Here is a 21,623-nt window from a genome sequence, read left to right as displayed (position 1 = left end):
AGGAACCGCACAATCATGGCGCCGGACTCGCCCAAGCGAAAGAGATGAGCCATGAGATCTCGCAGAGCCGCACTTCTCGGTGCTCTTGCCACCGTGTCGATGCTCGCCGTCAGCGCCTGCGGCGCCACCGCGGACAAGGAGGAGTCGGGGAGCGGGAGCGGAGGCGGCAAGCCCGTCACCGGTCTGCGGCTGATGGTGCCCAACACCCCGGGCAGCGGCTACGACGTCACCGCCCGCACCGTCGCCCAGGTGATGCAGGACTCCAAGGTGGCGTCCGGCGTGCAGGTGTACAACCTGCCCGGCGCCGGCGGCACCGTGGGCCTGCAGCGCCTGGTGAACGAGAAGGGCAACGGCAAGCTGGCCATGCAGATGGGGCTGGGCGTGGTCGGCGCCGCGTACACCTCGAAGTCGAAGGCGACGCTGACCGACACCACGCCGCTCGCCAAGCTGATCGAGGAGGCCGGCGCGATCGTCGTGTCGAAGAACTCCCCGTACAAGACCATCGACGACCTCGTCACCGCGTGGAAGAAGGACCCCAAGAAGGTGGCCGTGGGCGGCGGCTCGTCGCCGGGCGGCCCGGACCATCTGCTGCCGATGCAGCTGGCGAAGGCCGTCGGCATCGAACCGAAGAAGGTCAACTACGTCAGCTACGACGGCGGCGGTGAGCTGCTGCCCGCCATCCTCGGCGACAAGGTCGCCTTCGGCGCCAGCGGATACGGCGAGTTCCTCGACCAGATCGAGGCGGGCCAGGTCCGGGTGCTGGCGGTGACCAGCGAGAAGCCGATCGACGCCGTGAAGGACGCCCCCACGCTCAAGGACTCCGGGATCGACCTGGTCTTCACCAACTGGCGCGGCATCGTCGCCCCGCCCGGGATCACCGACGACCAGAAGAAGACCTGGGTCGACGCCCTGACCAAGATGCACGACTCGGAGCAGTGGAAGGCCGAGCTGACCAAGCGCGGCTGGACCGACGCCTTCGTCACCGGTGACACGTTCACCACCTACCTGGAGGACCAGGACAAGTCCGTCGCCGGCCTGCTGACCGAGCTCGGCCTGGCATGAGCTCCCCGACGGACGAGCTGAGCACGCGGGACACCCGTCCGCCCGAGGGCAAGGACCGCGCACAGTACGGTGTGTGCGCGTTCCTCGCCCTGCTGGGCACCGCGGTGATCGTGGACGGGCTGAACATCCCGCACGTCACCAGCGGCACCGACCCGGTCGGACCGCGCACGGTGCCCCTGATCCTGGGCGTCCTGCTCGTGGTGGCCGCCGCCGTGTACGCCGTGGACGTGGCCCGCGGCGGCCGCGGTGAACCGGAGGCCGGCGAGGACGTCGACCTGTCCCAGCGCGGCGACTGGCGCACGGTCCTGCTGCTGACCGGCGTGTTCGTGGCGAACGCGCTGCTGATCGAGCCGCTCGGCTGGGTGATCAGCGGCACGCTGCTGTTCTGGGGAACGGCCTTCGCCCTCGGCAACCGGCACTACGTACGCAACCTCCTGATCGCGGTGACGCTGTCCCTCACCACGTTCTACGCCTTCGCGATCGGGCTCGGTGTGAACCTCCCGGCCGGTGTCCTGCAAGGAATCCTGTGATGGACAACCTGAACAACCTCATGCAGGGCTTCGCGGACGTCGTCGCCCCGATGAACCTGCTGCTGGCGCTGGTCGGCGTCGTCATCGGCACCGCGGTCGGCGTCCTGCCGGGCATCGGCCCGGCGATGACCGTGGCGCTGCTGCTGCCGGTCACCTACGGCATGGAGCCGGTCCAGGCGTTCATCATGTTCGCCGGCATCTTCTACGGCGGCATGTACGGCGGCTCGACCACCTCCATCCTGCTGAACACCCCCGGGGAGTCGTCGTCGGTGGTGACGGCCATCGAGGGCAACAAGATGGCCAAGACGGGCCGGGCGGCGCAGGCGCTCGCGACCGCCGCGATCGGTTCCTTCGTGGCGGGCACCATCGGCACGCTGCTGCTGGTGCTGGTGACCCCGTTCGTGGTCGACTTCGCGGTCAGCCTGGGGGCGCCGGACTACTTCGCGCTGATGCTGCTGTCGTTCATCGCGGTCACGTCCGTGCTGGGCGCGTCCCGCGTCCGCGGTCTGATCTCACTGCTGCTGGGTCTGACGATCGGCCTGGTCGGCATCGACGCGGTGTCCGGACAGCAGCGGCTCACGCTGGGGATACCCCAGCTGGCGGACGGGATCGACGTGGTCGTCGTCGCCGTGGGCATCTTCGCCGTCGGCGAGGCGCTGTGGGTGGCCGCGCATCTGCGGCGCAAGCCCGCCGAGGTCATCCCGGTCGGCCGCCCCTGGATGGGCCGCAGCGACTGGAAGCGGTCGTGGAAGCCCTGGCTGCGGGGCACGGCGTACGGGTTCCCGTTCGGCGCGCTGCCGGCGGGTGGCGCGGAGCTGCCGACGTTCCTGTCGTACGCGACGGAGAAGCGGCTGAGCAAGCACCCCGAGGAGTTCGGCAAGGGCGCCATCGAGGGGGTGGCCGGTCCCGAGGCGGCGAACAACGCCTCCGCCGCGGGCACGCTGGTGCCGATGCTGGCCATCGGCCTACCGACGAACGCGACCGCCGCGGTCATGCTCGCCGCGTTCCAGTCGTACGGCATCCAGCCCGGCCCGCTGCTGTTCGAGCGGGAGGCGAGCCTGGTGTGGGTGCTGATCGCCAGCCTGTTCATCGGCAACCTGCTGCTGCTCCTGCTGAACCTGCCGCTCGCGCCCGCCTGGGCGAGGCTGCTGCGGATCCCCCGTCCCTATCTCTACGCCGGGATCCTGTTCTTCGCGTCGATGGGCGCGTACGCCGTCAACGCGCAGCCGCTGGATCTGTTCCTGCTGCTGCTCCTCGGACTCATCGGGTTCGCGATGCGGCGGTTCGGGCTGCCGGTGCTGCCGCTGATCGTCGGCGTCATCCTCGGCCCGCGGGCCGAACTCCAGGGGCGGCGGTCCCTGCAACTGTCCGGCGGCGAACTGTCCGGGCTGGTGGGCGGGCCGGTGTCCTACGCGGTCTACACGGTGATCGCCCTGGTGCTGGTGTGGCCGCTGCTGCGGCGGTTCGTCCGACGTCCACTGTCCCGAGAGGGAGTGCGAGCATGACCATCCTGGTGGGATACGTCCCCTCGCCCGAGGGCGAGGCGGCCCTGCGGGCGGGGATCGACGAGGCGCGGCTGCGCGGCGAGAAGCTGCTGGTCGTGAACACCTCACGCGGTGACGCCTATGTGGACCCGCGCTTCGCGCAGGAACCCGATCTGACCCATGTCCGCGAGGACCTGGCCGCCCTGGGCATCGACTTCGACGTGCGCCAGGTCCTCGGCGGGGGTGACGCCGCCGAGGAGATCGTCGATCTGGCGGAGCAGGAAGGGGTGTCGCTCGTGGTGATCGGGCTGCGCCGGCGCAGCGCGGTCGGCAAGCTGATCATGGGTTCCGCCGCGCAGCGGATCCTGCTGGGGGCGCTCTGCCCGGTGCTCGCGGTGAAGGCGGCGGGGCAGGAATGATCCTGAGAACGTTCGGCTGGTCCTTCGCCGTCACGGCGCTCGGTCTCGCCTTCGCCGCGTGGCAGTGGGGCTGGGAGGCCTTCGGGATCGTCCTGATCCTGTCCGTCCTGGAGATCTCGCTGTCCTTCGACAACGCGGTCGTCAACGCGGGGATCCTGAAGAAGATGAACGCCTTCTGGCAGAAGATCTTCCTCACCCTGGGCATCCTGATCGCGGTGTTCGGCATGCGGCTGGTCTTCCCGGTCGTGATCGTCGCCGTCAGCGCCAAGGTCGGCCCCGTGGAGGCGGTGCGGCTCGCCCTCGACGAACCGGAGCGGTACGAGGGCCTGGTCACCGACGCCCACCCGGCGATCGCCGCCTTCGGTGGCATGTTCCTGCTGATGATCTTCCTGGACTTCGTCTTCGAGGACCGGGAGATCAAGTGGCTCGGGTGGCTGGAGCGCCCGCTCGCCAGGCTGGGCAAGGTCGACATGCTGTCGGTGTGCGTGGCGTTGACCGTGCTGCTGGTCTCGGCGATGACGTTCGCCGGCGATGCCCACGTCAGCACGGGCCACGCGGACCGGACGGCGACGGTGCTGCTCTCCGGTGTCGCCGGTCTGATCACCTATCTCGTGGTCGGGGGGCTCTCCGGGTACTTCGAGGACAAGCTCGAGGAAGAGGAGGAGCACGCGCAGGAGGAGGAACGGAAGGCCGGGGCCGAGGGCCGGCCGGTGTCGGTCGTCGCCCTCGCAGGCAAGGCCGCGTTCTTCCTCTTCCTCTACCTGGAGGTCCTCGACGCGTCCTTCTCCTTCGACGGGGTCATCGGTGCCTTCGCCATCACCAACCACATCTTCTGGATGGCGCTCGGCCTGGGCATCGGCGCGATGTACGTCCGCTCGCTCACGGTCTACCTGGTCCGCCAGGGCACCCTGGACGACTACGTCCACCTGGAGCACGGCGCCCACTACGCGATCGGCACGCTGGCGGTGATCCTGCTGGTCACCATCGAGCACCAGATCAGCGAGATCATCACCGGCCTGGCCGGAGTGGCCCTGATCACGGCCTCGTTCCTGACGTCCGTCCGCCGCAACAGGACCCTCGCGGCGGACGGGGCACAGGCGGCTCCGGCGGCGGCCGGGACGTAGAGCCGGGTCGGGCGCCGGGGCCTCAGCGCCCCGGCGTCCAGCTGAGCCGGACCAACAGGACGCCGGGGGCGTGCGGCAGTGACACCCGCAGGCCGTCGGCGGTCCAGTCCGCCTTGCCGGTGGTCGGTGCCGACGGGTGGAGGATCTCCGCGTGGACCTCCCTGCCCGTCAAGTGGGGTACGGGCAGGAGGAGTTCGGGAGCTCCGCCGCGGCGCCAGACGGAGATGTACGCGGTGTGGTCATCGGGTGTCCGCATGCCCAGGGCGAGCCAGTGGTCCGTCCAGCCGGGCAGGCCGAGCGGCCAGAACGGCACGGCTCGGGCGAGGTCGCCGCGCACCGACTTGTACACGGTGACCGCGTCCCGGACGAGGCCGAGTTGGTGTGCGGACATCCGGTCGAGGTGGCCCGACAGGTGGATGCGTCCGAGGAGTGCACCGCCCAGCGTGAAGCGGATCAGGTCGTCGTCGAACTCGGGCTGCGGGTAGGCCCAGACGGCGCCCTGCTCGGGCGGGACGGCGGTGGGCGCGGCGGCGGCGATCGGCGGGTAGCGCAGCGGGTCCTGCTGGTCGCTGGTGGACTGCAACTGGCTGACGGCCAGTGTGGCGCCGTCCATCCGCATGCCGCCGGAGGCGCAGTTCTCGATCACCAGGCCGGGATGCCGGTCCAGGACGTCGGACAGCCAGTCCAGGTACGCCTGGGCGTGGCCGAGCAGCCCGGCGCCCGGTGCGAGGTCCCCGGGGGCGCGGGTCCCCGGGTCGACGACGATGTTGTAGTCAAGTTTGAGGTAGCCGACGCCCCAGTCGCCGACGATCCGGTCCACCGTCCGGTCCAGGTGCGCGCGGGCGGCCGGGTGCCGCAGGTCCAGTTGGTGGCGGCCCTGTTCGGTCAGCCGGACACCGTCCCGCTGGAAGAAGGCCTCCGGCGGAAGCGCGGAGGCGACGGGGCTGCGAACTCCCACGACCTCCGGCTCCAGCCACAGCCCGGGCACCATGCCGTGGGCCCGGATCCGGTCCAGGACCACCTGGATGCCCCCGTCGGGGAAGCGGCGCTGCGAGGGCAGCCACTCGCCGACGCTGTCCCACCAGCCCTGGGTGTCGTCGTACCAGCCGGAGTCGACGCAGAAGTACTCCGCGCCGGCCTCGGCGGCCGCGTCGATCAGCGGCAGCAGCTTCGCCGTCGTCGGGTCGCCCATCAGGGTGTTCATGTAGTCGTTGAAGATCACCGGGAGCGCCGAGTGGTCCGGGTGCGGGCGGCGCACGGCACGGCGGTACGAGGTCAACGCGCCCATCGCGGCGTCGAAGCCGGAGCCCAGCGCCAGCACGCCCGGCACCGTGGTGAACTCCTCGCCCGGCGCGAGCCGGACCCGCCAGTGGTGCTCCGCGTCCGTGGGGCCGTTCAGCGCCAGATATGTACCGCCGGCGCGTTCGCCCAGGTCCCAGCGCCAGCCCGCCGGGGATTCGATCTGCCACAGCCAGGTCCGGTCGCCGTCCCGTTCGGTCAGCGCGCCCATCGGCAGGTGGCCGTCGGTGGGCCAGCTGCCGCGCCCGGTGAGGACGAGGGCGGCCCGGCTGTCGTGCTGGTGGGCGGCGACGTTGATGTCGGCGACGGTGTCGCGCAGCGGCTCGCCGTACCAACGGCACTCCGCGAGCCAGTCATTGCGGGCCCGGTGGACGTCGAGGGCGTCCGGGGAGGGCAGGCCGCCGAGCAGCAGGCTCGTGACGGACTGGACGTCGAGAGGCTCGGTGCCGTCGTTGCGCAGACGCGTCCGGGAGCGCAGCACGGGGATCCCGTCCGGTGAGGACAGCTCGGCGAAGGCCGTCAATCCGGTGGCCGGGTCGTGGAGTTCGACGGTCAGCCGCTCCAGGTCGCCGCGTCTCGCGGTGCGGTGACCTCGGTACTCCAGGCGCGTGCCGAAGGCCGTACCGGTGAAGCGCGGGCCGGACCAGCCGCTGCCGTGGCCGAGGGCGGTCAGCTCGACGAGCGGGAGGGCCGCTTCCGGGTCGGCCGCGGCGGCGTCGCCCAGCCGGACCAGCCGCGGTGTCCCGTCGGACGCGGTGGCGAACTCGGCCTCCAACGCCGTGTGACCCCAAGTGAACGTCTTGTGCTCATCGTCGAGATCCGCGTCCGCCGTACCGGTCAAGGTGCTTCCCCCTCGTGAATCTCTCGTTGCGTTCTCTTGACGACCTCTGTGTGACCGGTCACAATCCTGGCATGAATGTGACCGGTCACACAAGGAGCCCGGCGAGCATCCGGGACGTCGCCGCCGCCGCCGGGGTCTCGTACCAGACGGTCTCCCGCGTGATCAACGGCCACCCCAGCGTCCGGCCGGCCACCCGGGAGCGGGTTCTCGCCGCCATCGACGAACTGGGCTTCCGCCGCAACACCGCCGCGCTCGCGCTGGCCAGCGGGCGCAGCCGGGCCGTGACCGTGCTCACCGCCAACACCACGCACTACGGCTACGCCTCGATCCTCCAGGGTGTCGAGGAGGCCGCGCGGGCCGCGTCCTTCGCGGTCGGCATCGGTGTCCTGGAGTCGGCCGAGGAGGCCGCCGTCGCCGCCGAGGTGCAGCGGGCGGCGGACGCGGGCGGCGGGCTGATCGTGATCGCATACGACCCGGCCGGTGTCGGGGCCCTGGCCGCCGTCCCCGCCGGACTGCCGGTCGTCGGCGTGGTCGAGACCCCGGCGAGCCCGCCTTCCGGTGACCGTCCCTGGGTGTGGACCGACGACCGGGAGGCCGCCTACGAGGCGACCCGCCATCTGCTCTCCCTCGGCCACGAGACCGTGCACTACGTCGCCATCCCGTCCAGCACCCGGCGTACCAGCGCCCGCACCAGCGGCTGGCGGCAGGCCCTGAAGGAGGCCGGAGCCCCGCAACCGCGTCCCGCGCAGGGGAGCTGGGGCCCGGCCGGCGGCCATGCGGCGGGACTGAGACTCGCGCGGGACCCGGCCGTCACGGCGATCCTCTGCGGCAACGACGACCTCGCGCTCGGTGTGCTGCGTGCCCTGCACGAGACCGGCCGCGCGGTGCCGGACGAGGTGAGTGTCGCCGGGTTCGACGACGCCCCGCACTCCGCCTATCTGACGCCGTCCCTGACGACCGTACGCCTGGACTTCACAGGGCTGGGCCGGGCCGCGTTCGCCCTGCTGCACGGCGTGCTGGAGGAGTCCGCGCGGATCGCGCCGCATCCGGTCTCGGTGCCGGAGCTGGTGGTGCGGGAGAGCTCGGGGCCGCCGCCCGCCCGCTCCTGAGAGACCGGTACCGCCGTCCTGAACCACCCGTTCACGAAAGGCACTCGAGGTACGTGATGAAGAGTAGAGCTCTCCCCGCGCTGGCCCTGATATGTGTCTCGGCCCTGGCCGCCACCGCGTGCAGCGACCCCAGCGCCGCGGACTCCGACTCCGACAGCAGGCGGACGGCGGTCGATCCGACGGGCCGCCTCGACGGTGTGAAGCTGACCATGTGGACCGCGCAGAACACGGTGAACGCGCCCCGGCAGGTCATCGACGCCTTCGAGAAGGCCACCGGCGCCACGGTGGAGACCCAGGCGGTCCCGGACCTCTACGAGCAGAACGTGCCGACCAAGCTGGCCTCCGGCGACCGGCCGGACCTGATGTTCTGGCAGCCGTCCATCTCCACCCTGCCGTTCATCCAGCCGAAGCAGAACCTGCTCACCCTCGACGGCGAACCGTGGGTGCCGAAGCTCGGCGACACCGAGAAGTCGCTCGGCGTCATCGACGGCAAGCGGTACGCGGCGATCGTCACCAGCCCCGCCATGCTCGGCGTCTACTACAACAAGGACGTCTTCGCCCGGGCCGGGCTGAGCGAGAAGGACTTCCCCAAGTCGTACGACGACCTCCTCGCCCTCGGCCACAAGGTCGTGGACAAGACCGACGCGGCCGCCTTCTACGAGGCGGGCGGCGACAAGTGGCCCCTCCAGTGGCAGATGCAGGTCCAGCTCACCGACCTCGACAAGGCGTGGTGGGACGGCCTGAACCGGAACAAGGAGAAGTGGACCGACCCGGTCGTCGTCGACGCGGTCAAGAAGTACAAGGAGAAGCTGCTCGACGCCGGGCTCGCCCAGAAGAACTACCGGACGGGCACCTTCACCGGGCAGGCCGACGCCCTGTGGAAGGGCGAGGTCGGCATGGTCCTCAACGTCACCTCCTTCCAGAGCCAGTTGCAGGCCAAGTACTCCACGGCCGAGATCGACCGGAAGATCGGCTGGTTCCCGATCGCCAACTCCTCGGCCACCGGCATGTACTCCCCCGACCAGACCAACGGCGTGGTCGCCTTCAGGACGGGTGACGAGAAGCGGCAGAACGCGGCCCGGCAGTTCCTCGCCTTCTGGCTCGGCCCCGACTACCCGGCCTACATCAAGACGATGAAGATCCCGTCCGTCCAGCCGTCGGTGCCCACGCCCGGCGGGCTTCCGCAGACCTCCACGGCGCAGGTCGCGGCCCTGCCCACGGCCATCGGGGTCTTCCAGGCCAAGGCGATCGTCGCGCCGGACACGCATCTCTACCTCGCCGACATGATCTTCGGCAAGAAGAACCCGAGGCAGGTCGCCCAGGCGATCCAGGACCAGTTCGCGCAGGTGGCCAAGGCCCAGGGCGCTCCCGGGTTCTGACCATGGCGGACACGGTCGTACGAACCGAGCACGCGCCGGTGACGCGCGCGCCGAAGAAGGCGGGACGGCTGCCGCGCGCCGCCGTGCACCACCCCTGGTGGTTCGCGCTCCCCGCGGTCGTCGTCTTCGCGGGCTTCTTCCTGGTGCCGAACCTGCTGAACTTCTACTACCCGTTCACCGACTGGTCCTCGTACCACGCGGACATCGCCTTCACCGGCCTCGACAACTTCCGGACCATCGCCGACGACGGCTCGCTGCTGCGGGCCCTGCGCACGACGCTGCTGTACGCGCTGCTGGCGGCGCTGTTCCAGAACGGCTTCGGGCTGGCGCTCGCGCTGTTGCTGGAGGCCGACACCCGCTTCAACCGGTTCTTCCGCGCGGTCTTCTTCCTGCCGGTGCTCATCTCGGCGCTCGCCACCGGTTACGTCTTCCAGGCCCTGCTCGACCAGGACGGCGCCGTCAACTCCGTCCTGGGGACGGACGTTCCGTGGCTCGGTTCGACGACCTGGACGCTGGTGGTGGTCACCCTCATCCACGGCTGGAAGTGGATGGGACTGTCGATGCTGATCTATCTGGCCGGACTGAAGGGCGTCCCCGGCGACATGCTGGAGGCGGCGCGGATGGACGGCGCCGGGCCGTGGCGGACCTTCTGGTCGGTGCGCTGGCCGATGCTCGCGCCGGCCGTCACCTTCAACGTCACCACGGCGCTGATCGGCTCGATGAACACCTTCGACATCGTCCAGGCCACCACGGGCGGCGGGCCCGCGGCCTCCACGGAGGTCTTCAACATCTACATGTTCCGGGTCTTCGGCCAGGGCCTGTACGCCCAGGCGTCCGCGATGAGCCTCGTCCTCTTCCTGGTCGTGGTGGCCGTGGCGATCCCGCTGGTCGTCGGCCTCAGGCGAAGGGAGCAGATGCTGTGACCCCGGTGTGGCGGTACGGCCGCCCGGCCCTGGTGCTGCTGCTGGCCGGCCTGGCGGTCGGCGTACCGCTGTGGCTGGTGGCCGTCACCTCCGCCAAGCCGCAGGCGGAGGCCATCAGACCGAACCTGGACCTGCCCCGGCACTGGCAGCCGGGCGGCAACTACGCGGACGCGGTCGGCGAGGGCGAGATGCTGCGCGGGTTCGTCAACTCACTGCTGGTCGTGGTGCCCTCGGTGGTCCTGGTGCTGATCCTCGGGGCCGGCGCCGCGTGGGTCTTCGCGCGCCGCAAGTCGAAGCTGGTGTCGGCGGCGTACGCGCTGTGCATCAGCGGGCTGCTGCTGCCGCCGGCCGTGATCACCATCGTGATGGAGCTGCGGCAGCTGGGGCTGGCGAACACCCGGCCCGGGATGATCGCCGTCTACACCGGCATGTACCTGTCGACGTCGATCTTCTTCATGACCGGCTTCATCCGCGCCATCCCCATGGAGCTGGAGGAGGCGGCGCGGCTGGACGGCGCGACACCGGCGCGGATCTTCGGGCGGATCGTCCTGCCGCTGCTGCGCCCCGTGATCGCCACCGCGACGATCATGGTGATGCTCTACGCCTGGAGCGATGTCTTCTACGCGTTCTTCGTCCTCGGCGGCGGAGAGCGGGCGACCCTGCCGCTCAACCTCTACCAGGTCGCCAGCGCCCAGCTCTACCTCAACAACTGGCACCTCGTCTTCGCGTACGTCGTGGTGATGAGCCTGCCCATGGTCGTCGTGTTCCTCGTCGGCCAGCGAAAGATCGTGTCCGGAATCACCAGTGGAGCCGTCAAATGACCGGAGGTCCAGCAGCGTGATCACCCCCACCCGTACAAGATCGCGTACCAGGACAGCACTGACAGCAGCCGTACTTGGAGCAGCCGCGATGGCAGCGACCCTCCCCGCGGCGGGGCCCGCGACGGCCGCCGCCGAGCCCCAGCGCCTCACCGTCGACCTCGCCGCCTCCGAGGGCCCGGTGATGCTCGGCGCCAACGGCGCGCTCTACGGGCTCAGCGACGACGGCGTGCCCAGCGACGCCGCGCTGGAACCCCTGAAGATCACCAGCATCTCGCAGAAACCGGACGGCGGTGCCCAGCACCCCAACGGTGACGCGATGGCCGTCTCCGACGCGTTCTTCCGCAACGGCGGCGGCGAGATCAACGTGATGATGCAGGACGTCTACGCCAAGTGGCCCTACGAGAACCTCGGCATCGAGGACTACCTCCCCAAGGTCGACAAGATCACCAAGGAGATCTCGGCCCACCCGAACAGCGACCGCTTCGTCTACATCCCGTTCAACGAACCAGACTTCATCTGGTACAAGCTCAACGGCTCCGACCAGGCGGAGTACGAGGCCGAGCGGGACCGGTTCCTCGCGCACTGGAAGACGGTGTACCACCGCATCCGCGCCATCGACCCGGACGCGACGATCGCCGGCCCCAACGAGACCGGCTACTACCCCCGCTTCCTGCGGGACTTCCTCACCTTCGCCAAGCGCGAGAACGTGCTGCCGCAGATCATGACCTGGCACGAGCTGAGCTCCGGCTCGTTGCGCGACTTCCAGGGCCACTACGACAACTACCGCGCCCTGGAACGTGAGTTGGGCATCGGCCCGCTTAAGATCAATATCGACGAGTACGCCAACCGCCGTGACCTGTCCGTGCCGGGGCAACTCGTGCAGTGGGTCTCGATGTTCGAACGGAACAAGGTCTACGCCAACATGGCGTACTGGGACGCCGCCGGCAACATGAGCGGCCACGTGGTGCGCTCCAACATCCCCAACGGCGGCTGGTGGTTCTTCCGCTGGTACGCCGGGATGACCGGCGACACCGTCCGGGTGACCCCGCCGCAGCCGAACACCATCGACACCCTCCAGGGGCTGGCCTCCCTGGACACCTCCCGCCGCCAGGCGCAGGTCCTGCTCGGCGGGTCGGACGGTGACTCCGACGTCGTCGTGCGCAACGTCCCCAGGTCCGTCTTCGGCCGCACGGTCACCGCGACCGTCGCCGAGGCCGCCTGGTCGGGTTACGAGGGACAGCACGCGACGCCACGCGTCCTCGCCCGTACGAAGGTGAAGGTCGCCGCCGACGGTTCGGTGACCGTGCCGCTGCGCGGCCTGCACAAGATGTCGGCGTACCGGATCGTGCTCACCCCCGGCGGCGCGGGCACCCCGTCGGCGCCCTCCGTCCCCTGGTCGGCGTCGTACGAGGCGGAGAACGCGGCCATCACCGACGGCAAGGTCTACACCCAGGGCACGGTCGGCAACGCCAACGGATACGCGGCCTCCGGGACCAAGGACGTCGGCTCGCTCAACCAGGCCGGCAGCAAGGTGGAGTTCACGGTGTCGGTGCCGAGGGACGGCACCTACGACCTGGCGGTCCTGTACGGCAACCAGTCCGGCGCGCCCGCCACGCAGAAGCTGTCCGTCGACGGCGGCGCCCCGGTCACGGTGACCTACCCGTCCACCGAGAACTGGACCTACCGCGCCAAGAAGGACCTCACCGTCCCGCTTGCCGCCGGCAGCCACGTCCTGACGTTCGCCAAGGGCGACCGGGAGGTCACCCTCGACCGCGTCGACCTGACGGCCCGTACCGGCGCGCCGTCCGCGTCGTACGAGGCGACGCTGGCGGACATCGGCGGCCGGCCGTCGTACGACTACTCCTCGTCCGCCGGGGTGGGCACCGGCACTCTCGTCCTGCGCTCCGGCGACCGGGCGGTCTTCGACGTGTACGCCCCGCGCGACGGCTACTTCACGGTCGTGCCGCGCACCTCGGCGCCGGTGAAGCTGGCCCTGCACGGTGAGACGGTGACGGCGGCGCCCGGCCGGCCGCTGCGGCTGTACCTCGTGGCGGGCAACAACCGTGTCGCCCTGACCGCCAAGCACGCCGCCGTCCGTTCCCTCGACGTCTCCGGCGACGGCTCGACCGCCGGCACCCTCTCCTACGAGGGCGCCTCGGCCACCCTCGCGGGCGGCGCGCAGCTCGTCGAGTCCGCGCACGCGTCGGCCGGCTCGTACATCGGACAGCTCGGCAACGGCGCAGCCAGCACCGCCGAGTTCACGGTGGACGCGCCCCGCGCCGGCCGCTACCTGCTGGTCGTCCACTACGCGCACAACGAGCGGCGCGACAACGGCCACGCCTACAACACCGACATCATGTCCCGCACGGCGGACATCGCGGTCGGAGGCGGTGCGCCGCGGAAGGTCACCTTCAAGAACACCTGGAGCTGGGACGACTACTGGACGGTCGGCGTGCCCGTCGACCTGAGGAAGGGCTCCAACAGCATCCGGTTCGCGAACGCGGACGCCTGGGCCCCGAACATCGACCGGATCGAACTGGGCCGGGTCGTCGGCTGACGGACCGACTCGTCGCCGTGACGGCTCCGGCCCCGGATCCTCTGGTCCGGGGCCGGAGCCGTGTGCCGTGCCGGCGGCCTCAGGAGAGAGTGAAACGCTTTACCCCCGGTCGAGTGACGGGCTGGCCGCCGAGCGTTCGCCGCGCCGCGGGTGACGGAGGCAGGAGGCGACGACCACGAGGGGCCACAGCGACTGAACGGTCGTCACCACGCGTTCGGCGACCCCCATCGCGCCCTGACGGTGCGCCTCGAACAGGAACCACGCCGCGCCGGCGGCCATCACGGCGGTCACCGCGATCGAGGGCGCGGGCCGCAGCGCCCAGGGGGCGACCTCGCTGCGGTCGGCGGCCAGGACGGGCCACACCGCCAGCAGCGTGAATCCGACCGTGACGACCGAACCGTGTTCCAGGGAACCGCCCTCGCTCGGCACCGGGACCAGTGCGACCACCAGGGCCGCCACACCACCGCCGCCCAGCGCCAGACGTCCGGCGAGCGCGGCGGCGCGCAACCCCCAGGCGGTCAGCAGGTGACAGACCCCCAGGGCGAACAGCGCGCCGGTCATCACCCAGGACCCGGCGGCACCGTAGGCCGCCAGGACGCTGATCGTCTGCCGGACGGGGTCGTAACGGGGCCCTTCGAGCAGCGCCGCGGCCGTCCAGCCGCCGATCAGCAGGACCGGCGCACACCCCGAGGTCAGCAGGGTCCACCCAGGAACAAGACGCATCGAACCAACGTAGAACGCCCATCGCTTTCCATGTCACGCACACGCGGAGGGGCGGTGCCGGGAGCGGACGAGCGCTCCCGGACCGCCGCGTGAGCCGGGGCTCGTGACGGGGCGGGAGCGGGTGGCTCAGGCTCCGGCCGTCGAGGTGTGCGGGATCGGCACCGGCACGAGCGCGCCACCGAAGTTCTCCTCGACCTCCGCCTTCTCCGCGGCGTTCGGATAGGGGTTCGTGCACGCGGTGCCCGCGCTGGAGCCGGACATCAGGCTGGAGCAGGGGCCGGGCTTGCGGTCCGGCAGGCCGAGGATGTGGCCGAGTTCGTGGGCGGAGATACGGATCGTGTCGTAGCCCTGGTCGACGGCCTGGCGGCCGATCCAGACGGTGCCGTTGCCCAGGCTGCCGGTCGAGGCGCGCGGCCAGCCGTTGTCCGCGAGGACCCGGATGTTCGCGCGTTGTCCGGTGGCGGCCGGCCGCAGTTCGACGGCGTCCACGCTCTCGTTCCAGATCGCCGCGCCCCGGTCGACGGCGCTCCTGAACTCCGCGGAGCCGCTCGCGTCGTACGTGAGGACACGGGCGGCCAGGGGGTGGGCCGCGGCGTCGGGGGAAGCGGCCGCGGCCGGGCCGCCGATCAGGGACAGGGACACGGCCAGGGCGGCGGCCAGGCCGCCGGTCAGGGTGGGGACGTGCATGATCGACCTCCTCGTAGGGGCAGGACAGTCGTGCTCATGACATTCTCGGGCTCTCTGCCCGGCGGGGGCGGACGTGAATCCGTCAATCCGGCCGCCGGTGGCGCGGGGCCCGTCCGCCCGGACCGGCACCGACCGAAGTCGCGGCCGTCGTAGACCAACGGCCGATGCCGGGGCGTGCCGCCGCCCGCCGGACTCGTGGCGTGCGGCGGACGTCGAGAAGCGTGGGCAGACCCCGGGCGCGGGCGCGGCGTGCGGCCACGGGACGATCGGCAGCCACACCGTCCGGGCGGCGGACCGTCCCGGACGGTGTGCGGTACAGCCTCAGCGGTGCAGGCCTCAGCCGTACAGGCCTCCGCCGCAGGCCTCAGCGCCGCAGGTCCGCGGCGGTCGCGGCCGTGATCACCCGGTCGCGTTCCGCGCGCGTGAACAGGCCCTCGGACAGCCAGGTGTCGGCGAGGGCGCGCACCGCGCGCACGAAGCGGCCCGGGGTCGTGAAGGGGGCCTGGGCCCACAGCACGTCGAGGAAGGTCAGACCGTCACCGCGGGCGCGGTTCGCCACACCCGAGTCGCTGGTGCCGAAGACGACGACGGGTTCGGAACGCCGGAAGTAGGCGTGGTAGCGGGTGTCGTCCGCGATGTGGAACGGGGCGAGGGTCAGGCCGTGGGTGGTGAAGTGCAGCGGGCGGCCCTCGGGGGTGACGGCGTCGGCGACGTCGCCGCGGAGCGTGAAGTCCTTGTAGAAGGAGAACGTGCGGAACTCCGCCGCCGGGCTCTGCGCCACCAGCAGGACCGGCCCGTGGAAGAGGGACTGGACGGAAGGGTCGTCCAGGGCCCTTTCGACGCGCAGCCGGTAGGGGGCGGAGATCGCGACGCGGTCGCCGCGCCTCCAGTCCCGGCTCAGGGTGAGGTAGCTGCCGGGCGCGGCCCGCACCGGCTGCGGCACCCCGTTGACGGTGACGGTGAAACCGCCCGTCGCCCAGGACGGCACGCGGAGTTTCAGGTCGAGCCGTCCCCCGCCCTCCCGGAAGGTCAGCGTGCGCGGCCCCTCGGCCGGGTAGGCGCTGGTCTGCTCGATGACGAGACCGCGCTCCGGCCAGCGCAGGGTCGAGGCGAGATACAGGTTGACGTACAGCGCGCCGCCGTCGGCGGAGTGGAAGTAGACCGAGTCCTGGTACTTCGTGTGGTTCTCCATGCCGGTGCCGCCGCAGCAGGTGCCGATGTTGCCGTACTCGCGCACCACCCCCGGCCCCATGCCGACGAAGTAGGTGACCTCCGGGCCGCTCGTGCTCGGGGCGTCGCGGCGGGAGGCGAGGATGTGGTTGGTCAGACCCCGCTCGTAGTGGTCCATGTAGGCGGGATCGGGGCCGTGGAAGAACAGCTGCCGGCTCAGCTTGAGCATGTTGTACGTCGCGCACGTCTCGGCGTTCTTGGCGTCCAGGGTGGCCGCGATGGCCCCGCGGGCCCGGAACATCTCGCCCTGGCCCGTGCCGCCCAAACTGTAGGTGCGGGAACCGGTGACCATGCCCCAGAAGTTGCGGGCCGCCGCGGCGTACCGCTCCTGACCCGTGTGGTCGAACAGCCGCAGGTAGCCGGTGAACTGAGGGATGTGCTGGTTGGCGTGCCGGCCCTCCAGGATGTCCCGGTTCTCCGCACAGGCCTCCAGCAGCGCGGTGTTGTCGAAGCAGCGGGCGGCGGCGAGGTGCTCCTGCCGTCCGGTGAGGGCGTACAGGTCCGCCATCACCTCGTTCATCCCGCCGTACTCCCCGGCGATGTAGATCGACCACATGCGCTCCAGTTGCGCCCGCGGCAGCCGGCCGAGCCGGCTGTGCACCCAGTCGCCCATCGCCGAGGCGATCTGCAACGCCTGCGCGTTCCCGGCCAGGACGTGCGCGTCGAGCAGCCCGCGCATGATCTTGTGGCAGGTGTAGTACGGCGCCCAGATGGTGGGGTAGGTGGTGTAGCTCTCCAGGAGGACGAACTGCGTCTCCGGGTACGCCGCCAGATAGCCGGGGTGGCTCGGCGTGGGCGAGCCGTGCTCCGCCAGGGCCCGCTGGCACTCGCCGAGCGCGGCGACCAGGTAGTCCAGCTTGGTCTTGAGGGCGGCCTCCCGGGTGTCGGCGTACGCCTGGGCGACGAGGGTGAGGAAGTGGCCGCCGTAGTGGCCGCGCAGGTTGCCGTCGGAGGTCTCCCAGCCGCCGGGCGGTCGGGCGCCACGGGTGTCGAGCCCGGCGTTGGCCCGGAAGACGGCCAGGATGCGGTCGGCCGGGTAGGACCGGGCGTAGTCGAGCATCAGGTCGCGCTTGCGACGGAAGACACCGTCGCCGAGGCTCACCTGGTCCAGGGGGAAGGGGCGCACCGGCCAGGCGGGCGGCACGGCCGCGGCACCCGGGGCGGCCTGCGCCGCCGGGGGCACGCCCACGGAGGCGACGGGGGCGACGGCCGCGAGCGTCAGCACACTGCGGCGGGAGAGGGGGTGGGGCATGCTCGGTCTCCGATCGTCGGTCGGGACTGCACGGGCCTTGCGGCGTCATGAAGGGGCTGGGGTGACGGTGACCGTGGCGGTCGCGCGGTGGCCGGTGCCCGCGACGGTCCCCATCACCTCGAAGGTCCCCGGCCGGGCGTACCGGTCCGGCTCCACCGGGTCCCAGGTGACGGGGACGCGGCTGTCCTTGGAGCCGTCGTTGTAGGTGGCGACGACGGTCGCCGGGAGCGTGGGCGCCCGGCCGGCCGGGGTGGCGATCCGTTCCTCCGCGACGCTCGTGATCTCCACGGCGCCGGTCTGCCGCACCCACACGGTCGCGGTCACGGGCCGCGCGGTCCGGTCGGCGAGCCCGGTGATCCGTACGCTCGTGCCGCCCTCGGCGACCTGTTCCTCGGTGAGGGCGGGCCAGGCCACGGGGGAGCGTGCCGTGGAGCCGTCGGCGTAGACCAGCGTCACCTGGCCGGGCAGGTCGGGGACGGTGCCGCGCGGGGTGGGGACGTGGACCTCGCGCACGGACTCCGGTGTCTCGGCGTACACCTTCCACTCCTGCACCCCCAGCGCCAGCTCGGGGTGGCCGGTGAGCCGGGCCCGCAGCGCCGTGGTGGTGACAGGGGTGAAGGTGGTGGTGTTGTAGGCGTCCTCGGCGGTGCCGTAGCCGCTGGGGGAGCCGACCTCGCGCCAGCTGTCGCCGTCCCGGTACTCGATGACCCAGGAGGCGGGGACGCCGACGCCGTCGGCCGCGCCCGGCTGCGCGTCGCGGAAGAAGTACAGGTCCGAGCCGTCGACGCGGACCGGGTCGTCCCAGCTGTACTGGACCCACTGGGTGCCCTTCTGCGGCCAGCTGCCCCAGCGCGGGGCGTCGGAGGACGAGGTCGGTTCGCGGCCGTCGTTGATCGCGGCGACCGACTCCCAGCCGGAGGTGTAGGACGCGGTGGGCGTCGCGGACGGCGCGACGTTCACCTGCCCGTCCGTGCGGGCCTCGGCCTCGACCACGACCTTCTTCGACGACTCCGACGCGCCGTCGGTGGCGGTGAGTCGGAGGGTGTACGTGCCCGGCTCGGTGAAGCGTGCGACGGTCGTCGGGGCGTGCGGGTCGTCGAGGATGACGGTGCCGCCGTCCGGGGCGCCCACCGTCTTCCAGGTGGCGGAGAGCTTCCGCTGCGGGAGCCCGTCGTCCTCGACGATGCCCGTGAGTCTGACCTGACCGGGACGGGTGTAGGTGGTGTCGCGCCACGCCTCGACGTACGGGGCCCGGTTGCGGGCCGCCGGGACCCTGGCCCCGGTGGCGAACGCCTGGACCTCCTTCAGCCCGCTCGTATGACCGTCCCGGTGCCGCATCAGCACCCGCAGCTTCTGGGTCGTCACGGCCTTGAAGCGCACCTGGTTGAGGTTGGCCCTCGGAACGACCGGTGACTTGACCGGTCCGGTCACGTCCTTCCACTGTCCGTCGCCGGCCTGGTACTGCACGGCGTAGAGGGCGGGTTCGGCGTATCCGCCCGGCCGTTTGTCGCTGTAGAAGTGGAGCCGGACGTCGTCGACCGCGCGCGGCCGGCCGAAGTCGATCTCGTACCAGTCCTCGGCGTCGCCCGACCCACGGGCGCCCCAGAAGGGCTCGTTGGCGGTGGAGCCGTCGACGGCGCCGACCGCCCCGCGTCCCAGCTCCTCGTGGGAGGCCCGGGCCGTGGCACCGGCGGCGAGGTTGTCCTTCGCCGCTCCGGTCAGGTCGCGGCCCGCCTTGGCGAAGAGGTCGGTGACGCGCTCCCCGGGGCCGTAGCGGACATCCCGCGGCTCCGCCACGGCCGTGCGCAGGCCGGTGGCGCGGACCTCGGCGTCTCCGCCGTCGGGGAGGGTCACCTCGCGGGTGGCGGGATCGTAGAGGAGGTGGGTGAGGCGGTCGGAGGTGAGGGCGAGCCTGCCGTCGAGGTAGAGGGAGTAGCCCTCGGGGACCCGCTTTCCGTACGGCCGCTTCCCGTCCCCTGGTTCGTCCCACAGGACGGCCACGTCGGTGCCGCGGTAGTTGATGTCCGTGACGGCGAAGTGCGGCCAGTCGACGTCGATCGGCCACAATTCGATCTTCCGGTCGTCGCGCGGCCGGAAGCCCATCGCGTCCTCGATCACCGTCCAGTTGGTGGTGCCGAGCATGGTGTGGTGGATCCAGGAGCGGTAGCCGATCTTCTGCGGGTCGGCGCTGCCGTCGGCCCAGAACTCGTTCTGGTCGGGCCACCGGTTGTCGCCGTCGATGTAGTGGGCCCAGGCGTTCCAGGACAGCAGCTTCTTGTACCAGGTGCGGTCGATGTACCGGTTGGGGTACTTGCGCAGCACCGAGGAGAGGAAGCGGAAGGTGACGGTGGAGTTGATGACGGAGAAGTTGTTGCTCCCCGGGTGGCCCTGCTCGGCCGCCTCCGCCTTGTCGGCCTGGTTGGCGGTGAAGAACGGGAAGACGGGGTACTGCTTCGCGTCCGCCCACAGCCGCAGGGCCTCCAGGTACTGGGGGTCCTGGTCCGGCGTGGGCATCAGGCCGACGCTGTACGGGTAGTAGTTGTTGATCTCCTTCCAGGGCACGAGGCTGTCGGTGGCGACGTGCCGGTGCTTGAGCAGCTTGTCGTCGGGGTCCCACAGGTGCTCCAGGACCGCGTCCTTCACCCGGTTCGCGGTCGCGCGCATCCGGTCGGCGTTCGCCCGCTCGCCGAGCAGGTCGTAGGCGTGGGCCGCCGCCGTGGCGTTGCTGAAGACGTACGCCGATTCGGCGCGGTCGAGCCGTCCCGGCTTCCAGTCGAAGGACACCGCGTCGGCGTCGTTGCCGGTCATGGCGCCCCAGTCGTACTCGATCAGCCCGTTGCCGTCGTGGTCGTAGGCCGCCAGCTGGCCGCGCACGTCGCCCTCCGCGTACCGGGCGAGGTTGCGCACGATGCCGTCGGGCCCGCCGTGCACCTGGTAGGAGCGCCAGGCGGCCTCGGAGATGTACTGGGTGTAGCTGTTGGACCAGTTCTCCGGGTCCCCCGGGTTGTCGGTGTACTTGCCGTTCTTCGACACCTCGCCGGCCGACACCCACGGGCCGTAGGAGTAGCTCGGGTCGCGCAGGTACTTGAGGTCGTCGACGAACATGCCGACGGTCAGGGCGATGGCGTTGTTGTAGCCGAGGACGCCCTCCATGGAGGTGGGGAACTGGTAGTCGTTGCCCGGGATGTCGGCGTCGAGGTAGTTGTAGCGCAGCAGCCACCAGCGGTAGTACAGCGTCTTCTCGATGTTGTCGTCGGGCAGGTCGGTGTAGGGCAGGTTCTCGGCCCACCAGCGGTTGTACGTCTGGACGTGGCGCCGGAAGGCGGTCGCCGGGGTCGCCGTGCGCACGGCGTCGTACTCGGGGCGCGAGGAGGTGATCTCCTCGGTGACGAAACCGAGTTGGACCTTCACGGTGACGGTCGCGCCCGCGGGCACCGCCAGCGCACGCGTCAGGCTCGCGCCGTCGGCTGTCATGCCGTCGCCGCTGAGGCGGGGGAAGACGGTGGTGAGGTTGTTCTTCGCGGCCACCGTGCCGGTGAGTTCCCGGCCCTCGGCGGTCGTGGTGTACGGCGAGGCGGCGCGCAGTGTGATCTCGCGGCGTACGGGGCCGGTGTTGGTGACGGCCAGGTTCGTCACGGCGACGTTGGCGTCGGTGATGAACTTGGTCTGTGTCACCTTCAGTCCGGTGGCCTCGTGGGTGAACACGCCGCGCCAGTGGCTCGGGGTCTGCGTCCTGGCGCCGGTGTCCTCGCTCAGGGCGAGCTTCTCGCCGCCCACGGCCAGGTCGACGGTGTAGGCGGAGCGGTTGTCGATGCTCTCCCAGTAGGCGACCTTCCCGGCGAAGCCGAGCCGGGCGGGGCCGTGTTCCTTCATGAACACCGCCCGGCCCCGGGTGAACAGCCAGTCGCCCGCCGGGTCCTCGCCCTTGCGGGCCAGCATCCGGTCCATCCAGAAGTCGGTGCCGTCGCCCGCCCTGCGGTCGGCCTCGTACTGGGCGCGCAGGGTGCGGTAGGTGGTGAAGCCGGCCGGGAGTTCGGGCACGGGGTCGGTGGCTCCGGAGTACACGGGGTAGCCGATGGCCGCGTTGTCCGCGGCGGCGGGCGGGGCCGCGGCGAGCGAGGTCAGCAGGCCGAGGCCGAGCAGCGCCGCCAGGACGGCACGGTGGTGGTGTCCTCGCACGGCC

15 protein-coding genes are annotated in these 21,623 nt (G+C 71.1%); 10 read left to right on the top strand and 5 right to left on the bottom strand.

Annotated features, from left to right (window positions below; genetic code table 11):
* Nucleotides 1-99 precede the first annotated feature (99 nt).
* The 5 genes from ALMP_RS22390 to ALMP_RS22370 are packed head-to-tail and all read left to right on the top strand — an operon-like array spanning nucleotide 100 to nucleotide 4,619.
* Complete coding sequence (locus ALMP_RS22390; protein WP_375803518.1) at nucleotides 100-1,062, top strand: Bug family tripartite tricarboxylate transporter substrate binding protein; 963 nt, start codon at nucleotides 100-102, stop codon at nucleotides 1,060-1,062.
* Nucleotides 1,059-1,592 carry a tripartite tricarboxylate transporter TctB family protein gene (locus tag ALMP_RS22385; RefSeq protein ID WP_264931042.1) on the top strand — a complete coding sequence of 178 codons (534 nt, stop codon included), beginning with the start codon at nucleotides 1,059-1,061 and terminating at the stop codon, nucleotides 1,590-1,592. The genes ALMP_RS22390 and ALMP_RS22385 overlap by 4 nt, the downstream gene beginning before the upstream one ends.
* The gene (locus ALMP_RS22380) at nucleotides 1,592-3,097 is read left to right on the top strand and encodes a tripartite tricarboxylate transporter permease (protein WP_264931040.1); all 1,506 of its coding nucleotides are present in this window, start codon (nucleotides 1,592-1,594) and stop codon (nucleotides 3,095-3,097) included. Before ALMP_RS22385 ends, ALMP_RS22380 begins: the two co-directional genes overlap by 1 nt.
* Nucleotides 3,094-3,495, top strand: coding sequence for a universal stress protein (locus ALMP_RS22375; protein ID WP_264931039.1), 402 nt, complete (start codon nucleotides 3,094-3,096; stop codon nucleotides 3,493-3,495). The genes ALMP_RS22380 and ALMP_RS22375 overlap by 4 nt, the downstream gene beginning before the upstream one ends.
* A complete protein-coding gene (locus ALMP_RS22370; RefSeq protein ID WP_264931037.1) occupies nucleotides 3,492-4,619 on the top strand; it encodes a DUF475 domain-containing protein in 1,128 nt (375 codons plus the stop codon). The genes ALMP_RS22375 and ALMP_RS22370 overlap by 4 nt, the downstream gene beginning before the upstream one ends.
* Before the next feature lie 22 nt (nucleotides 4,620-4,641).
* On the opposite strand, the gene ALMP_RS22365 is transcribed toward ALMP_RS22370, so the two are convergent.
* The gene (locus tag ALMP_RS22365; protein WP_264931036.1) at nucleotides 4,642-6,759 is read right to left on the bottom strand and encodes a glycoside hydrolase family 36 protein; all 2,118 of its coding nucleotides are present in this window, start codon (nucleotides 6,757-6,759) and stop codon (nucleotides 4,642-4,644) included.
* A gap of 71 nt (nucleotides 6,760-6,830) precedes the next feature.
* Here ALMP_RS22365 and ALMP_RS22360 point away from each other — a divergent pair, with 71 nt between their 5' ends.
* The 5 genes from ALMP_RS22360 (at nucleotide 6,831) to ALMP_RS22340 (ending at nucleotide 13,548) form a co-directional block, all read left to right on the top strand.
* Nucleotides 6,831-7,868 (top strand): LacI family DNA-binding transcriptional regulator, encoded by a 1,038-nt coding sequence (locus ALMP_RS22360; protein ID WP_264931035.1) that lies wholly within the window; start codon nucleotides 6,831-6,833, stop codon nucleotides 7,866-7,868.
* Between the two features lie 56 nt (nucleotides 7,869-7,924).
* Nucleotides 7,925-9,247 (top strand): ABC transporter substrate-binding protein, encoded by a 1,323-nt coding sequence (locus ALMP_RS22355; protein ID WP_264931033.1) that lies wholly within the window; start codon nucleotides 7,925-7,927, stop codon nucleotides 9,245-9,247.
* Between the two features lie 2 nt (nucleotides 9,248-9,249).
* Nucleotides 9,250-10,170, top strand: a complete 921-nt coding sequence (locus ALMP_RS22350) for a carbohydrate ABC transporter permease (protein ID WP_264931032.1) — start codon at nucleotides 9,250-9,252, stop codon at nucleotides 10,168-10,170.
* A complete protein-coding gene (locus ALMP_RS22345) occupies nucleotides 10,167-10,991 on the top strand; it encodes a carbohydrate ABC transporter permease (RefSeq protein ID WP_264931031.1) in 825 nt (274 codons plus the stop codon). The genes ALMP_RS22350 and ALMP_RS22345 overlap by 4 nt, the downstream gene beginning before the upstream one ends.
* 88 nt (nucleotides 10,992-11,079) lie before the next feature.
* Nucleotides 11,080-13,548: a CBM35 domain-containing protein gene (locus ALMP_RS22340; protein WP_264931029.1), complete on the top strand. Its 2,469-nt coding sequence runs from the start codon at nucleotides 11,080-11,082 to the stop codon at nucleotides 13,546-13,548.
* A 99-nt stretch (nucleotides 13,549-13,647) separates the two neighbouring features.
* On the opposite strand, the gene ALMP_RS22335 is transcribed toward ALMP_RS22340, so the two are convergent.
* The 4 genes from ALMP_RS22335 to ALMP_RS22320 all read right to left on the bottom strand — a co-directional run bounded on the left by ALMP_RS22335 (nucleotide 13,648) and on the right by ALMP_RS22320 (nucleotide 21,619).
* A complete protein-coding gene (locus ALMP_RS22335) occupies nucleotides 13,648-14,271 on the bottom strand; it encodes a DUF998 domain-containing protein (protein WP_264931027.1) in 624 nt (207 codons plus the stop codon).
* Between the two features lie 126 nt (nucleotides 14,272-14,397).
* Nucleotides 14,398-14,958 (bottom strand): snapalysin family zinc-dependent metalloprotease, encoded by a 561-nt coding sequence (locus ALMP_RS22330; RefSeq protein WP_264931025.1) that lies wholly within the window; start codon nucleotides 14,956-14,958, stop codon nucleotides 14,398-14,400.
* A gap of 364 nt (nucleotides 14,959-15,322) precedes the next feature.
* Nucleotides 15,323-17,440, bottom strand: coding sequence for a glycoside hydrolase family 127 protein (locus ALMP_RS22325; RefSeq protein WP_264931023.1), 2,118 nt, complete (start codon nucleotides 17,438-17,440; stop codon nucleotides 15,323-15,325).
* 45 nt (nucleotides 17,441-17,485) lie between these two features.
* Nucleotides 17,486-21,619 carry an Ig-like domain-containing protein gene (locus ALMP_RS22320; RefSeq protein WP_264931021.1) on the bottom strand — a complete coding sequence of 1,378 codons (4,134 nt, stop codon included), beginning with the start codon at nucleotides 21,617-21,619 and terminating at the stop codon, nucleotides 17,486-17,488.
* Between the last annotated feature and the right edge of the window lie 4 nt (nucleotides 21,620-21,623).

The organism is Streptomyces sp. A012304 (genome assembly GCF_026008495.1).
In the GTDB taxonomy this organism is placed as follows: domain Bacteria; phylum Actinomycetota; class Actinomycetes; order Streptomycetales; family Streptomycetaceae; genus Streptomyces.
This window is presented reverse-complemented; position numbering and strand designations above follow the sequence as displayed.